This window comes from Vibrio sp. RE88, from assembly GCF_013113835.1.
Lineage (GTDB): Bacteria > Pseudomonadota > Gammaproteobacteria > Enterobacterales > Vibrionaceae > Vibrio.
In genome coordinates, this window is record NZ_VTYQ01000003.1 from 718,229 (window position 1) to 733,145 (window position 14,917).

Consider the following 14,917-nt stretch of genomic DNA (forward strand, 5'->3'; position numbering starts at 1 on the left):
CCCTAACAATTTAAGCGTATGAAGCTGCAAACTTGCTGCTCCCCTTGCAACCAGAATAGCTCATAGTGGCTGAAGAGCCCGGCGATAATGTACCAACAGAGTAACAAACCGACGATCAGAGCAAACGCAAAACCCAAAGAGAAGATATTCAGCTGTGGTGCCGCACGGGTCATAACGCCGAACGATAAGTTAATCGTCAACAGCGCAATAATCCCAGACAAAGACATACTCAGTGCGACTTTAAACATGATCCCTAGCCAAAGAGCTAATTCCCTAAAATCGACAGTGTTCAACGACCCGCTACCAATAGGTAGCGACTTGAAGCTCATCACCACCAGCATGATCATTTTCAAGTGACCATCGGTCGCGAGGAAAAACATCGTAGCAAGGAACATAAAAAGCTGACCTAGCAATGGCGTATTCTGACCATTGGCAGGGTCGACCATGGAAGCAAAACCCAAACTCGCTTGCATACCCAGGATCTGGCCGAGAATGACGAAGGTCTGAATCATGAACTGAGTGATGGTGCCCATCGCGACACCAATGATGATCTGCTCTAAAAGGGTCATGAACCCTTGGAAAGAGAGCAACTCTATGGTGTCGGGCACAGCAGGAATAACTGGCATCACAGCAAATGTGATTGCCAAACCAAGGTAGAGTCTGACACGAGTAGAAACAAAACGAGCCCCTGTCACCGACATGACCATTAACATGGCAGCGATTCGGGTATAGGGCCAGAAGTAGTTGGCTATCCAGTCGAGTATCAGGCTCGTTGGGTACTCCACGTGATACCGCCTTAGTAGAGAACCTGAGGCAGGCGCTCAACAATTGAGAAAAAGTACTCCATCAACATCTGTGTCATCCAATGGGCGAACAACATCAACGCCAGTAAAGTCACTACTAGACGAGGTAAGAAGCTCAACGTCTGTTCGTTAATCGAGGTGGCAGCCTGAAAAATCGCAACAATCAAACCAATGAGTAGGCTGGGGATGATAATGGCACATACCATAATCAGCACCATCCACAGTGCACCTCTGAATAACTCAACAAATACTTCAGGCGTCATGCTTTCCTCCCGCTACAAGGCAAAGCTGCCGGCTAGAGTCGACAGAATCAGGTTCCAACCATCAACAAGGACAAACAGCATCAATTTGAATGGTAGAGAAACGATCATAGGAGAAAGCATCATCATACCCATTGCCATCAGAACCGAGGCGACCACCAAGTCGATAATCAAAAACGGTAAGAAGAGCATAAAGCCTATCTGGAAAGCGGTTTTCAATTCAGACGTAATAAATGCTGGGATCAACACCGCCATTGAAACATCTTCCGGTGCTGTTGCATCCGAGCCAGAAATATTAACAAAGGTTTCCAGATCTTTGACTCGCGTTTGCTTGAGCATAAAATCTTTCATCGGCACCTGAGCAACATCAAAGGCTTGGCGCGCCGTAATTTGCTCGTTGATATAAGGCTGAATCGCCTTGTCATTAATTTCGTTCAATACTGGCGACATGATGAAGAAGGTCAGGAAAATCGCGATGCCTATGATGACCTGATTGGATGGCGTTTGTTGCAGACCCATCGCCTGACGAAGAATCGACATCACCACTACAATACGCGTAAAAGACGTCATCAAAATAACCATGGCGGGCAAGAAACCCAACATGGTCATTAACGCTAGAATCTGTAAGTTAACCGAATAATCTTCACTGCCATCTGGGTTAGTGGTCATAGTGAACGCAGGAATGCCTCCCCCACCACCAGTAAAGCTGCCGGTTGAAATGGTTCGTGCCGCGCCCTGCTCTTTTTCCATGGCAGACACGGTGACCGATTGCGATGGAGCAGCATTGTCAGGAATAGGCGTTGCAATGCTTTCCTCAGCAGATGAAATTGCCGAAAAAAAGCTCAGGCATAGAGTCAGTATCAGTGAAGCGAATCGACTAGTGTTTATCATTCTTTTTCAATAGCTGAGTCAATTGAGTGGCAAAAGGACTGCCCGCCAATGCAGATTTGTTCAGCTCCTCCTGAGTCAAAGGGGTATCCAATTTGGAAATCAGTTGTATCGACTGTGCGGTCACTCCAACTAAAAACTGCTCTTCACCCGCCTGCACGATCATGATTCGCTCACGAGTGCCGACTGGAATCTGGCGCACGATATTCAGCCCACTTTGGTTAATCATCGCTGGCACACGCATGCGTTTCAGCAACCAAGCCAAAAAGAGAATGAACGCCACAACGAACAAGAGCGACCCAAACGTGGTCGCCCAATCTAACTGATTACTTGTCGCAGTTTCAGCCCAAACAGCAGGAGAGAGAAGTGTCAGGACACACAGTAACGCTCCTTTTAACTGTTGTCTCATAACCTACCTTAGCTTCTTAATTCGCTCAGTCTGGCTTATTACGTCAGTCAGACGGATACCAAACTTGTCGTTGACCACCACCACTTCACCGTGTGCAATCAAGGTACCGTTAACCAAAACGTCCAATGACTCACCAGCCAAGCGTTCCAGTTCTACAACTGAACCCTGGTTGAGTTGCAATAAGTTACGGATACTAATTTGTGAACGGCCGACTTCCATAGAAATCGTTACCGGAATGTCCAGAATCGTATCAAGTTTACGGCGTTCGTCTTCCGAAATAGGCGACCCGGTGTCTTGCAACTCATCAAGTTGAGCGGCCATAACCTCATCTACATCTACCTCTGGCGCATCAGGGTCTTCGCCTAATGCCGCAGCCCATTCGTCCGCCAGTTTTTGATCGTCGCTCGGTTCCATACCTGTTACCTATTTACTTTTGTATTAATCTTCAATTTCACCGTCATCTTCTTCTAATTCAGAGATGACGTCTTTACCCAAGAAGGCTATATCTGTCTTCACCACATCTGGGCGTTTAATTTTCTCAGACACCTGAACCGCAAGCTGCTCACCAGAACGTCCCATCTTCACACGGAAAGTAGGCAGCTCTTCAACAAACATAGTGGCATTTTCAGGCATAGTGATTGGAATAATGTCGCCCGGTTGAAGCTCCATTAAGTCCCTCAATGAGATGTCTTGCTCCAGCAAGTTAACTCGGAAGTTAACCGGAACATCCATAATTTCTTCGCGAAGCGCCGTACTCCAACGAACGTCGGTTTCCATTTTATCTGACTGGACACCCGCATCCAGAAGCTCGCGAATAGGTTCAACCATGGAGTAAGGCATCACCACGTGGAAATCACCGCCACCACCATCGACTTCGATATGGAAAGAGCTGACAACAATCACTTCCGTCGGGCTGACGATGTTCGCCATACTCGGGTTTACTTCAGAATCGAGGTATTCAAACTCGACTCCCATCACTGGCGACCATGCTTCTTTGTAATCTTCAAAAACGATTTTAAGCAGCAGTTGAACAATTCGACGCTCGGTAGGCGTAAACTCACGACCTTCGATACGCGCATGGAAGCGGCCGTCACCACCGAAAAAGTTTTCCACCAAGATAAACACCAAACGTGCTTCCATGGTGATCAAGGCTGTCCCTTTCAGTGGTCTAAAGCGCACCATGTTTAGACTAGTGGGTACGTACAACGTGTTTTGGTACTCACCAAACTTCATCATTTGTACGCCATTTATCGACACTTCGGCGGTTTTTCGCAGCATATTGAATAAGCTGATACGCATGTGACGCGCAAAACGCTCATTGATCAACTCCAGTGTCGGCATTCGACCACGAACAATGCGGTCCTGAGAAGAGAAGTCAAAGTCTACCGCGCTGGCATCCGTCGCAGCGGCACCGCCTTCTTCTTCTACCTCATCAACATCGTCGACACCGTGGAGTAGCGCATCAATCTCGTCTTGGCTTAATAGATCGGTCACTCTTCACCTACTGTATTACAAAATCGGTAAACAACACTCGCTCAATCACAGGCTGTCCTACCGCACGAGTCAGACTCGCTTTAATATCTTCTGTTGCTTTATCACGAAGCTCAACACGGCCATTGACGCTGCGAAGTTGGTCAACGGTTGCTGATGCGAATGTGCCCAGTAACGAGCTTTCAATCAGTGGTGAGTGATAACGTGCAAGGTTTTCATTGTCAGTACCGCGCACCATTAGCTGCACTTTTATCTGAACTAAACGATCTTTTTTGTCGCCAGTCACATTGAACAAAAACGGCTGCGCAATATTGACGTAAGAGACAGGCTCAGTAGAGACCACCATTTCTTGTTGAGCGGTTTCTTCCATCTGTTCTGGTTCGCTCGATCCCATAAGGAAAAACGCAGCACCGCCACCGCCGACTAACAAAACAACAACAGCGATGATGATAATTAACAGCTTGCTTTTACCTTTGGGTGCTTCTGCTTCTAATTCTTCGTCTGCCATATCCGATCTTTCTCTATTTTTCTTACTTTTCTACAGTTTAAGCGTAATAACTAATTCCATCACGCTTTGTTGCGACATTCAAATCAAGATTGACGTCTGGTTCAAGGTTTTCTTCACCCGAGAAGGCTTGATTGCCGTTACCTTGACCATTTCCCGGACCATTTCCAGCCGCATAGCGGTTTTGTTGCTGGCCAGAAGATTGCTGCTGAACTGAAGAGTCACCCAATTGGACCCCTTGCTGAGCTAACATTTCTCGCAAGCGCGGCATCGATTGTTCGATGACATCTCTCGCTTGCTGGTTGGCGACTGTAAAGTGCACGGTAGCGCCATCACCGGTCATATTCATCCGGATTTGTAGTCGCCCTAACTCCGGTGGGTCAAGACGAATATCGATATTCTTCAGGTTCTTCGACATCATCATCTGCACACGTTCAGCAACTTGCTCACCTGCAATCTCACGATTCAGCTGCATTGGTGCTTGCGCGGCTGCTTGTTCGGCACGTAACTGATTCTGTACCGTCAAACCTTGTTGACCTGCTGCCTGAGAAAGCTGCTGTGCAAAGCCCGCTTCATGGCCCTGACCCTGCTTGCCTTCTGTTGCGGCTAATTTGCCCAATGTTCCCGCCGCTTTTGCCCCCATTACCGCTTTTAGCATCGCTTGCTCACTCACGGCTGGACTAGCGACCGCTTGTTGAAGCTGACTTGCCGCCAATTCGTTGGGTAATGGCATAGCCGTGGCCTGCTGAGCCGCTTGAAGATTGTTTTGAGCAGCGCTAACCGTTGCTGCTGAAGAGCTGTGCAGTGCCTGCTGTACAGACTGAGCCAAATGGGCTTGCTGTGCCTTAGGTTTGACATCCGGCTGAATCTGCAACTCCTCTGCCCCTGCTTCTGCGGAAGAAACAGCCCATGGTATGGCTGCCGCCCCAGCGACCACACCTGCTGCAACGGTAGGCTCAACAATGCTGTCTGAGGTTGCATCACTAGCCGCCTGCAGAGTTTGAGTTGCTTTAGCTTGAACCGGTTTTTCCGCTGTCGCTTTCAAGGGTTGAACTGTCTCCCCTCCTTTTGTCGCGGCTAATTGAGTTTGAGCTTCAGCTTTCGCGGCTTCCACAACCTGTTCAATTTCTTTGTCTGTTAAGCCTTGGGCTTTAAGCTCTTGCTTTAGAAGTTCAATCTCAGGGCTGGTCATCTCCGTTTTGCTATCGGCTAATTGAGTTAGGCCCGCTGCTGCCCCCACGCCGCCTACAACCGCAACATGCTCTGGTTGAATTTTGCTTGTTGTTGACGCCAACGCTGCTTCTTGCTCACTATCGCGCTCAATAAAGCGCTTGGCGTTTTCAGGAATGACGACTTGGTCTTCACTCACTTGCTGTTTTAGCGAAGCAGACTCAGACGCTATTTTGCTCTGTTCAAGAGGTATAGCGCCTTCTTTAGTCGTGTTCGACTGGTTGTTAGCCTTCAGATTGGTTTCTGCGTCAACATCGGCCTTAGCGGTACTCTTCAGTGCTTCCTCACCAATTTTCTCTACTTTCAGCGGATTAGCCGGTTTTTCTCCCTCGGCCACTAATTGAGATTTCTGTGGCAACTCGTTGCCGTCTTTGGGTTGCAGGGCCTTATTGGCCTCATTCAATCGCCCGAGCAGTTCTTCATTCTCTGAAATGATCTTCTCTGCATCTCCATCAGCTTTAACCGATACCTTGCCTTCTGCCGAAGATTCAAGGTCAGTCGCGATACTTTGCTTTGGCGTGCTGTCGTCAGATTTTAATAGTTCATCAGCCGCAGCACCGTCTGTATCTGCTGCCACGACTTTTCCAGATTCAGCAACTTCATCACCATCGCCGCTGATTTCTTCATCGCCACTAACCTCTTGTTCTAGAAGCGCTTTAGTACTTTCTTCTCCTTCCGTCACTTGCTCAGCTTTCGCAGAGTCTGACTCTGACACTTTTTCCTCGCCAGAGTCTCCCTTGATTAAAGCCGCCAGTTTGGAGAAAAAACCTTCAGACTGCTGAGCTTCGTCCCCAGCTTCGACTGATGGAGACGCGGAGCTCGACGTTTTAGGCGTATCGGAAACCGGAGTTAGATTCACATTCATAAATAGATCACTCACGCATAATTGAGAGAACAGTCACGGCCAATCATTCGAACAGCAAGTAGCGGCAACCTGTTAGTTAACGAGAAAATCTGCAAGAAGTGCGCCAATCAACGGGGGGAAAACGCGATAAATGTGATATCAGTTCGAAGTACGGCGGGAATATTGGAGGGTAGAAAACTCATCCATTTGTTTTTGCTCACGAATATTCTGTAAGCGTTCTTTTTCTGTCTGCTTTTTCTCAATCAGCCACTCGTAAGAGCGACGTTGCTTACGACATTCCAGCCAGTTTTGCTCACAGCTTTCTACTTGTGATTTGAAATGCTCTTCAGCCTGTTTCTGCTTGGCCAAGGTTTCATCTAAGGTCGTGAGGAAGCGGTTCAGGTGAGAATATTGGCTAGCGGTTAGCCCTTGTTTGCCTCGTTCAACCAATTGATTACAGTAATCTAGACGATAGTTTTCTATCTGCTCTAGCTGCTGATAATAACCATCTAATTCAACTCGCGCTTGACTGAGTGCAAGTACCGCTTGGTTCTCTCGCTCCTGAGCCTGACTTAATAGAAAATCCAGCGCATTATCCATAAATTACGAATCTCCCTGCAGAAGATTACGCAGCATATTGACGCACATGTCGTATGGAACAGTCTCTTTCATGGCCTGCTGTAGGTAACCATCCAGTCGAGGTTTTAAAGTAAACGCACTGTCGATTGCTGGGTCAGATCCCGGCTTATAAGCGCCAATCGATACCAGATCCTGATTTTTACGACAAACAGACAGCACCTGACGTACCGCTTTGGACATCAGTATCTGCTCTTCCGAAGTAATCTGTGGCATGACACGGCTGACCGACTTCTCCACATCAATGGCAGGATAATGACCTGCATCAGCCATTTCACGCGATAGCACAATATGACCGTCCAGAATTGCTCGCGATGCATCTGCAATTGGGTCTTGGAGATCGTCCCCTTCCGTCAACACGGTAAAGAATGCCGTGATAGACCCTTGATCCTGACCGCCATTCCCCGCTCGCTCCACCAAGGCTGGTAACTTGGCAAATACTGAAGGTGGGTAACCTTTGGTTGCAGGCGGCTCGCCTACAGATAGGGCAATTTCACGCTGAGCCTGCGCAAATCGTGTCAAAGAGTCCATCAACAGCAGTACATCTAACCCTTGGTCACGGAAGTATTCCGCAATTGTCAGTGCGGTCTGACAGCCTTTAAGGCGCATCAGTGGTGAAGAGTCAGCAGGCGCCGCCACGACAACCGAACGTTGGCGGCCATCTACTCCAAGAATTTCTTCGATAAACTCTTTTACTTCACGTCCACGTTCACCAATTAGGCCTACCACCACCACTTGCGCGGTCGTTCCTCGAGTCATCATGCCCAACGTAACCGACTTACCCACACCTGAACCCGCAAACAGACCAATACGCTGACCTTTGCCGACCGTCAAAAGTCCGTTGATGGCTTTGATGCCAACATCGAGAGGCTCAGAAATAGGTTTACGCGCAAGAGGGTTAATGGGATCGGCGTTGAAGGCTGCTCGCTTCTCAGTATACAAAGGGCCAAGGCCGTCTAACGGATTACCAACGCCATCAATAACACGCCCAAGAAGTTCCATACCCACAGGTAAACCAGCTTCACTCGTCAAGGGCGTCACTTTAGCACCAGGTAACACACCCGTGATTTGCTCACTGGGCATCAAGTAGAGATTATCACCAGAGAAACCCACCACCTCTGCTTCCATCTCACCATGCATGGTTTCGACTTTGCACAGACTGCCGATAGGAGCGCGGCATCCGGTGGCTTCAAGAGTTAATCCAACAACCCTAACCAGCTTCCCCGAAGCAACGGGGCGACAGGTTAACCCTTGCGTTTGGTACTGAGAAAGGCGTTCAGCCAGCGCCAACATTACTCACCACCTTGGTGGCGATTTACCCCACAAAAGCTCTGTAATACATTGCGTATTCTGTCTTCAAGGCGGTAGTTAACACTCGACTCACCGGCTTCGATCTGCACATCCCCGCGATTCAGTGCAGGCTCTGCCGTCAGGGTCCAGTTACGAAATTCTAATTCCTCTTGCCCATAAGCAGAGCGAATGATTTCAACATCTTCCGGATGCAGTTTGAGTGTAATGGAATGGCCTGATACTGGCAGAGATTCAACGGATTGTTTGATGGTATCCAAGACAACCTGAGGGTTGGTTTGAACTTCGACATGGACGACTTCTTTAACCAAAGTCAGCACCATATCGACTAATTGCTTTTCAACCTGAGCGTTCATCAGCTCAAGAGGTTGGGCAAACTGATTTGCCAGCCCAACAAATGTCTGGACTTGCTGCTGAATGAATTCTTGCCCCGCTTCGATGCCTTCTGCTTTACCCGCTTCCAGCCCTTCTTGATGACCTTCTTGCTGACCTTGCTCTTTGCCTTTGTCGTAACCTTGTTTAAAACCAGCCTCTTGACCTTGATGCAGGCCATCCTGATAGGCCTGCTGTTTGATAAGCTCGATTTCTTCTTCAGTCAGCTCTTTAGGGGCTTCTTCTTCAGGCTCGGACAAGGTCGGCATCCAGCCTGGGTCGTAATTCATCGCCGTTTCTTTTGCGTGCTTGTGAGTGTCAGACGTATAATCCGGCATCCCCCAACGCTCAGGCTTCTGAATTTGTTCATCATTATCTAAGCGCAAAAAACCACGCTTTCTTTCCCCAGACATAGAAACCTTAACCCTTTACTTTACAAGAATTCGTCGGCACCGCCGCCTAGCATAATCTCACCTGAATCGGCCATACGACGAGCCACTGCCAATACTTCTTTCTGTGCGGCTTCCACATCCGACACTTTGATTGGCGGCATCGCTTCAAGGTCATCACGCATCATCTCAGCGGCACGTTTAGACATGTTCTTGAAGATCTTCTCACGGAGAGGATCATCGGCACCTTTAAGTGCACGTTGCAACGCATCCTGTGGAACATCACGCAGCAATTTCTGAATACCTTGGTCGTCGACTTCGATAAGGTTTTCGAAGACAAACATAAGATCCTGAATCTGCGTTGCCATGTCTTCGTCCTGATCGCGAATCTGCTCCATCAGGATACCTTCGACATTGTTGTCCATGTAGTTCATGATTTCCGCAGCTGCCTTCAGGCCGCCAATTTTGGCTGCTTGTGCACCCGCTTGACCTGCGAACTGTTTCTCCATGATTTCATTCAACTCAGCCAGTGCTGATGGCTGCACTTCTTCTAAGTTCGCTATCCGCATCATCAAATCGAGACGGTCACGTTCGGCAAACTGAGATAAGATTTCTGCAGACTGATCCGGTTCGAGGTAGGACAAAACAATGGTTTGAATCTGAGGGTGCTCGTTGATAATAATGCTGGCAACCTGGCGCGGATCCATCCACTTGAGTGAATCGAGACCCTTCGAGCCAGTACCAAGCAAAATTTGGTCAACGAGGTTGTTGGCTTTATCTTCACCAAGGGCCGCAACCAGTGCATTACGCATAAAGTCTTCGCTGCCCATACCAATATTGGTGTATTTCTGAATGTCTTCCAGAAAAGCACGGTGTACCGCACCGACTTTCTCCTGGCTTAGGTCAGCAGCACGTGCCATAGCACTACCAACGCGTTGTACTTGTTTCGGTTCTAAGTGACGAATGATTCCCGCAGCGTCTTCTTCGTTCAAACTGAGTAGAAGGATCGCCGCGCGCTCTTCGCCCGGAATAGTTTCTATGTCCACGGTGTTCTCTACAACTTCGCCACCGCCTTCTCCCTGTGGTACGACTTCGTTAGGCATCTTCCATCCAGTTCTTCACTACTTGTGCCGCCAGCTCAGGCTCGTTAGCAACCAGCGCTCGAACTGCTTTCAGCACATCTTCATCCTTATGGAGGTTAGGCAAATCAATGCTTGAGCCAAACTCAAACAGCTCACCGCCATCCATATCTCCACCAATTAGGCTGGTTTCACCATCAGCACCAATTGGCAACCCATCTGGTCCGTATAGTTGATCATCGTCGTCATCCGAAGCTGGGTTGAGCAGTTTCTTCATCGCTGGGCGAACCAGAACCAATACCACGACGATGATAACCAACGCACTTGCAAACCAACGTACCCAGTCGTTGAAATTCGGATGCTCCCAAATCGGCACATCTGTAAGCACTTCAACTTCAGGCTCAGCGAACTGCATACTCAGTACGTTGAGTAAATCACCACGGCTTTCACTGAAACCAACCGCACCAATTAATACCTGACGAATAGACTGCAGCTCTGCATCCGACAGTGGCTGATACGTGGTTTCACCAGTATCTGGATTGACCGACGCGCGATTCTTGATCGCAACAGCCACCGTTTGGCGGTTGACTATCCCAGACTGGCGACGCTCATGACTGATGGTGGTATCCAGCTCGAAGTTACGCGTCGCTTCTTTGTGCACCGAACCCTGCCCCATTAAGGAGCCATCTTTCATCTGTGCCACATCCTGAGGGATAGAAGCATCAGCAGGAGGCTGGTTACTTAGCGCACCCGGCACTCCAGCAACGACGTTACCATTATTATAGTCTTCCAAAGTGTATTCACTTCGCGTCGAAGGGGTATTGGGGTCAAAACTTTTACGGGTTTGTTCAATCGCGCTGAAATCAAGCTGAATATCGACCTGAGCGGTATAGTTCCCAAAGCCAAGAATAGGGATCAGGACAGAGTCGATTTTGTCTCGTAGGGCTTGTTCTTGTTTCCGCTCTAGCTCATGTTCTTTACGGCGCGCCGCTGAAGCAGGATCTTGAGAGCCAGAGCTAAGTAGTCGACCATGCTGATCTGTTACGGTAATTCGAGTCGGTTTCATTCCCGGAACAGCACTGGCAACCATGTCAACGACAGAGTCAACTTCTTCTTGCTTAAGTGACGTACCAGTGCGCAGGGTAAGGAAAACAGAAGCAGACGCTTCTTGATTGTGGCGGACAAAAACACTTTGTTTCGGTAATGCCAGCAGTACGCGAGCTTTGCGCACTTGCTTCATCTCTTCAATGGCTTTGGCCAACTGGCGCTCACGGCTCAGTTTGAGGCGTTCTTGCTCTAAACGCTGAGATACGCCAAAACCCATATCTTGCATTAAGATTTCATCACCAGCTTGTCTTTCATTGTTTAAGCCAGCACGAACCATATTCAGTTTGAGCGAGTTGTAGTCACTGGCGGGGACAGAGATGGTGTTCCCCTCCAGTTTGTATTCCACTTTTTCTTGATCGAGATAGTCTAAGACCGGAATAAGTTCTTCGGTATCATAAGCACCAAGTGGACGCATTTCAGGTTCACGAACCCAGAAAAACAACATCACAATCAGCGCGACACAAATCGAAATGGAGAGAACGAGGACAACCTGACGCAGGAGATCTAAATCACCGACTGCCATGTCAAATTTGGACGTGCTTTGTTCATCCAAGTCCGGATTTTGAACATCAGTATCCATATCTGATGTTGCTACCATTGCGGTGTCAGGACCACCATCCGAAACCGCAAGATCCGTTGATTGATTTTGTTCTGCCACAGACTATACCTATCACTTAAACTGGCATGTTCATCAATTCTTTGTACGCTTCAACGAGCTTATTACGTACTTGAATCGTTGCCTCAAACGCAACGCTTGATTTGTTTCGGGCAATCATGACATCAGACAACGACACATTTTCATCACCGCGATCAAATCGCATTTGCATGTCACTGGAAGTTTTTGACAGTCCATTCACGTTATTGATGGCATTGTTCAGCAAGTCACCAAAATCGGCACCAACTTTATGACCAGTCGCCGCAGGTTTCGTGTTCCCTGCTTCGAACATCATTGCTTGCATTTCGCCTTGAAAACCATCAATTTTCATTGAATACCTCGGACGTCAACTCTTTGACTACAATTCTTGTTGTAAATATGACGCTGCAATCTACATGCCATATCAATTTTAGCGTCGAAAATAGCACGTTAGTTTGGAATATCAATCCCCGCATCACGCATTTTTGCCAACTTGTAGCGTAAGGTGCGTGGGCTGATACCTAATTTTTCGGCCATCTCCTTACGACGACCGTTACATTCGGTTAAAGTCTCAAGAATAATGGCGTATTCCTGTTCACGAAGTTCACCGCCTAAACCTGCACTGGTCGCGAATGCGTTATCCGGTTCGGCGATTGGTTTAATGTTTGGAGCTGTGATTTCTCCGGTCTCAACAACTTGTTGCAAACTGCCCGCATCCTGCCAGTCCAACCCCTCCAATAAAATATGGTCACTCGACACATTACCATTTTCACTGAGGATTAATGCTCGTTGCACGACGTTGTCTAACTCACGAACATTCCCCGGCCATGAATACGCCAGCAATTTATTCATCGCACTTGCAGACAATATCGGCACAGGCAGGCCGAGCTTTTTACAATGACGCTCAATCAAATGATTGGCTAGAGGCTCAATATCACCTTTGCGGTCACACAGCGCTGGCCATGCTAATGGGAAAACGTTCAAGCGATAGTACAAATCTTCACGGAAGTTACCTTCCTGAACATAGAGCTTTAAGTCACGGTTACTGGTGGCTAATACACGAACATCCAGTTTGATGCTCTTCCGGCTACCCAATCGCTCAACTTCACGCTCTTGCAAGACACGAAGCAGCTTCGCCTGAAGATTCAGATCCATCTCACTGATTTCATCGAGAAGAATCGTCCCGCCCTGAGCCTGCTCAAATTTGCCAGGACACGCTTGAACAGCACCCGTAAAGGCACCTTTCTCGTAGCCAAACAAAGTCGCTTCCAGCATGTTGTCAGGAATCGCGGCACAGTTAATCGCAACAAAAGGCCCGTCTTTTCGATTCGATGCATTGTGGATGTAGCGAGACATCACTTCCTTACCCGAGCCACTTGGGCCAAGCACCATGACGCTAGCGTCGGTTTTTGCCACTTTATCAGCCATAGCAAGCAACTTAAGGCTCTTCTCATCCGCCACCACAGCGTCACCGTTATCGTCGGATTTCACCGGAGCATAACGACTGACCATATTCAATAAGACTTCAGGCGCAAACGGCTTAGCCATATAATCTATCGCACCATCTTTCATGGCAGAGACAGCATCTTCGATGTTGGCATACGCCGTCATTAACAATACTGGCAAATTAGGCCAATGCTGTTTGATGTTACGCAGTAGTGCAAGACCACCCATACCGGCCATCTGAACATCAGAAACGACAATATCAACTGAGTGAGCTTTGAGTTTAACTAATGCATCTTCCGCGCTGTCCGCTTCCAACCACTCATATCCGGCTAACGCCAAGGTATCGACTAAGGCTTCGCGTAGACCTTCATCATCTTCTACGATTAGTACTTTGCTTTGTGCCATTATCCTTCTCCAGTCATTACATCGTGGTTAGCTTGCGGAGCACGATCAAGAGGAATACAGATGGTGAAACAAGCACCATCACCTTCCTCAGAAATCAATTCCAACCTTCCATCATGAGCACGGCATACCATCTGGACAACGGCTAATCCAAGCCCTGTTCCCTGTGATCGTGTCGTAAAGAAAGGTTCCATAATTTGGTTGTGCAGTTCTTTTGGAACGCCCGGGCCGCTATCTTGAACGGAAATCTTCAGCTCATTGTTTACCGGGCGGAAAAAGACATCGACTTGTGATTGTTTGCCCGCAATTTGAATTGCGTTCATCACCAAGTTGCTCAGTGCTGATGCCACCGCGTTCGCATTGCCTAGCAGTTGCGTTTCTTCCTGCTCAACTTCAAGGTGATAATCAATCTGATTGTTTTTCAGTGCGGTTTCCACCATAGGAGAAAACTCACTCACCAATTCAGCAATCGTGAAGGGTTTCACCACCTTGTTGTCGCCCCCTTTGGCGAACAACAACATATCATTGACTTGCTTTTCCAAGTCATGCAGGCGATCCATTAATTTATTCTGAAATCGGTCTTTCGTAGCTGGCGGTAGGTTCGGAGCCGCCAGGTTTGACGCATAAAGCATCGCACTGGACAAAGGCGTTCTTACCTGATGCGCCAACGACGCCACCATACGACCCAACGAGGACAAACGCTGTAGATCACTGATGCGAGATTGCAGCAAACGCGTCTCTGTCAGGTCAGTAATCAAAATCAGCTGACCTGTTGTGGACGCTGAAATCGCCAAGCGTACTTTGCGGCCGTTGCGCAGAGATATTTCATGACCGTCATCTTCGCGCGGAGCAAATGCTTGCTGAATCACTTCAAACCATTTCTGCCCAATAAGCGGCATCTCTAACAAACGTTGCGCTTCTGGGTTCGCTTCATGAACAACACCCTGGGTATCGAGCAGAATCACGCCTGCTGGCATAACGTCCAATACCTGCTTATATCGTTCAACTTGTTCTTCGAGTGTTCCGAGTGGTTGCTGATTCATGATCGCCTGAGCTGATTGCATGTCGTATTTCTGCCTTAAAAACTACAATAGCCTGAAATGCAAGAAGCACG

16 protein-coding genes are annotated in these 14,917 nt (G+C 48.2%); all 16 read right to left on the bottom strand.

The window, feature by feature from the left end:
- Positions 1-2 precede the first annotated feature (2 nt).
- Complete coding sequence (gene fliR, locus F0265_RS09245) at positions 3-785, bottom strand: flagellar biosynthetic protein FliR (protein WP_019274560.1); 783 nt, start codon at positions 783-785, stop codon at positions 3-5.
- A gap of 11 nt (positions 786-796) precedes the next feature.
- On the bottom strand, positions 797-1,066 hold the full coding sequence (gene fliQ / locus F0265_RS09250; RefSeq protein WP_038513020.1) for a flagellar biosynthesis protein FliQ: 270 nt from the start codon (positions 1,064-1,066) through the stop codon (positions 797-799).
- Positions 1,067-1,078: 12 nt separating this feature from the next.
- On the bottom strand, positions 1,079-1,954 hold the full coding sequence (gene fliP / locus F0265_RS09255; protein WP_171748637.1) for a flagellar type III secretion system pore protein FliP: 876 nt from the start codon (positions 1,952-1,954) through the stop codon (positions 1,079-1,081).
- Positions 1,941-2,360, bottom strand: coding sequence for a flagellar biosynthetic protein FliO (fliO, locus tag F0265_RS09260; protein ID WP_006959496.1), 420 nt, complete (start codon positions 2,358-2,360; stop codon positions 1,941-1,943). The genes fliP and fliO overlap by 14 nt, the downstream gene beginning before the upstream one ends.
- A 3-nt stretch (positions 2,361-2,363) precedes the next feature.
- Positions 2,364-2,774: a flagellar motor switch protein FliN gene (fliN, locus tag F0265_RS09265; protein ID WP_006959499.1), complete on the bottom strand. Its 411-nt coding sequence runs from the start codon at positions 2,772-2,774 to the stop codon at positions 2,364-2,366.
- Between the two features lie 24 nt (positions 2,775-2,798).
- Positions 2,799-3,854 (bottom strand): flagellar motor switch protein FliM, encoded by a 1,056-nt coding sequence (fliM, locus tag F0265_RS09270; RefSeq protein WP_171748638.1) that lies wholly within the window; start codon positions 3,852-3,854, stop codon positions 2,799-2,801.
- A gap of 7 nt (positions 3,855-3,861) precedes the next feature.
- A complete protein-coding gene (fliL, locus tag F0265_RS09275) occupies positions 3,862-4,359 on the bottom strand; it encodes a flagellar basal body-associated protein FliL (RefSeq protein ID WP_171748639.1) in 498 nt (165 codons plus the stop codon).
- Between the two features lie 37 nt (positions 4,360-4,396).
- Positions 4,397-6,451 carry a flagellar hook-length control protein FliK gene (locus tag F0265_RS09280; protein ID WP_171748640.1) on the bottom strand — a complete coding sequence of 685 codons (2,055 nt, stop codon included), beginning with the start codon at positions 6,449-6,451 and terminating at the stop codon, positions 4,397-4,399.
- A gap of 138 nt (positions 6,452-6,589) precedes the next feature.
- A complete protein-coding gene (fliJ, locus tag F0265_RS09285) occupies positions 6,590-7,030 on the bottom strand; it encodes a flagellar export protein FliJ (RefSeq protein ID WP_171748641.1) in 441 nt (146 codons plus the stop codon).
- A 3-nt stretch (positions 7,031-7,033) separates the two neighbouring features.
- Positions 7,034-8,359, bottom strand: a complete 1,326-nt coding sequence (gene fliI / locus F0265_RS09290; RefSeq protein ID WP_038513031.1) for a flagellar protein export ATPase FliI — start codon at positions 8,357-8,359, stop codon at positions 7,034-7,036.
- Positions 8,359-9,159: a flagellar assembly protein FliH gene (gene fliH / locus F0265_RS09295; protein WP_171748642.1), complete on the bottom strand. Its 801-nt coding sequence runs from the start codon at positions 9,157-9,159 to the stop codon at positions 8,359-8,361. Before fliH ends, fliI begins: the two co-directional genes overlap by 1 nt.
- 20 nt (positions 9,160-9,179) lie before the next feature.
- A complete protein-coding gene (gene fliG, locus F0265_RS09300; RefSeq protein ID WP_065740536.1) occupies positions 9,180-10,238 on the bottom strand; it encodes a flagellar motor switch protein FliG in 1,059 nt (352 codons plus the stop codon).
- Complete coding sequence (fliF, locus tag F0265_RS09305; RefSeq protein ID WP_065740537.1) at positions 10,231-11,979, bottom strand: flagellar basal-body MS-ring/collar protein FliF; 1,749 nt, start codon at positions 11,977-11,979, stop codon at positions 10,231-10,233. The genes fliG and fliF overlap by 8 nt, the downstream gene beginning before the upstream one ends.
- 16 nt (positions 11,980-11,995) lie before the next feature.
- Positions 11,996-12,307 (bottom strand): flagellar hook-basal body complex protein FliE, encoded by a 312-nt coding sequence (gene fliE, locus F0265_RS09310; RefSeq protein WP_171748643.1) that lies wholly within the window; start codon positions 12,305-12,307, stop codon positions 11,996-11,998.
- A 98-nt stretch (positions 12,308-12,405) separates the two neighbouring features.
- Positions 12,406-13,806: a sigma-54 dependent transcriptional regulator gene (locus tag F0265_RS09315; protein WP_171748644.1), complete on the bottom strand. Its 1,401-nt coding sequence runs from the start codon at positions 13,804-13,806 to the stop codon at positions 12,406-12,408.
- Positions 13,806-14,867 (bottom strand): ATP-binding protein, encoded by a 1,062-nt coding sequence (locus F0265_RS09320; protein ID WP_065740540.1) that lies wholly within the window; start codon positions 14,865-14,867, stop codon positions 13,806-13,808. Before F0265_RS09320 ends, F0265_RS09315 begins: the two co-directional genes overlap by 1 nt.
- Between the last annotated feature and the right edge of the window lie 50 nt (positions 14,868-14,917).

Excerpts from the sequence above, each read along its gene's own strand:
- fliN (WP_006959499.1), bottom strand. The coding sequence starts at position 2,774 with ATGGAACCGAGCGACGATCAAAAACTGGCGGACGAATGGGCTGCGGCA.
- F0265_RS09315 (WP_171748644.1), bottom strand. The coding sequence starts at position 13,806 with ATGGCACAAAGCAAAGTACTAATCGTAGAAGATGATGAAGGTCTACGC.
- fliJ (WP_171748641.1), bottom strand. The coding sequence starts at position 7,030 with ATGGATAATGCGCTGGATTTTCTATTAAGTCAGGCTCAGGAGCGAGAG.
- F0265_RS09320 (WP_065740540.1), bottom strand. The coding sequence starts at position 14,867 with ATGCAATCAGCTCAGGCGATCATGAATCAGCAACCACTCGGAACACTC.
- fliE (WP_171748643.1), bottom strand. The coding sequence starts at position 12,307 with ATGAAAATTGATGGTTTTCAAGGCGAAATGCAAGCAATGATGTTCGAA.
- fliQ (WP_038513020.1), bottom strand. The coding sequence starts at position 1,066 with ATGACGCCTGAAGTATTTGTTGAGTTATTCAGAGGTGCACTGTGGATG.
- fliG (WP_065740536.1), bottom strand. The coding sequence starts at position 10,238 with ATGCCTAACGAAGTCGTACCACAGGGAGAAGGCGGTGGCGAAGTTGTA.
- fliL (WP_171748639.1), bottom strand. The coding sequence starts at position 4,359 with ATGGCAGACGAAGAATTAGAAGCAGAAGCACCCAAAGGTAAAAGCAAG.
- fliH (WP_171748642.1), bottom strand. The coding sequence starts at position 9,159 with ATGTCTGGGGAAAGAAAGCGTGGTTTTTTGCGCTTAGATAATGATGAA.
- fliP (WP_171748637.1), bottom strand. The coding sequence starts at position 1,954 with ATGATAAACACTAGTCGATTCGCTTCACTGATACTGACTCTATGCCTG.
- F0265_RS09280 (WP_171748640.1), bottom strand. The coding sequence starts at position 6,451 with ATGAATGTGAATCTAACTCCGGTTTCCGATACGCCTAAAACGTCGAGC.
- fliI (WP_038513031.1), bottom strand. The coding sequence starts at position 8,359 with ATGTTGGCGCTGGCTGAACGCCTTTCTCAGTACCAAACGCAAGGGTTA.
- fliO (WP_006959496.1), bottom strand. The coding sequence starts at position 2,360 with ATGAGACAACAGTTAAAAGGAGCGTTACTGTGTGTCCTGACACTTCTC.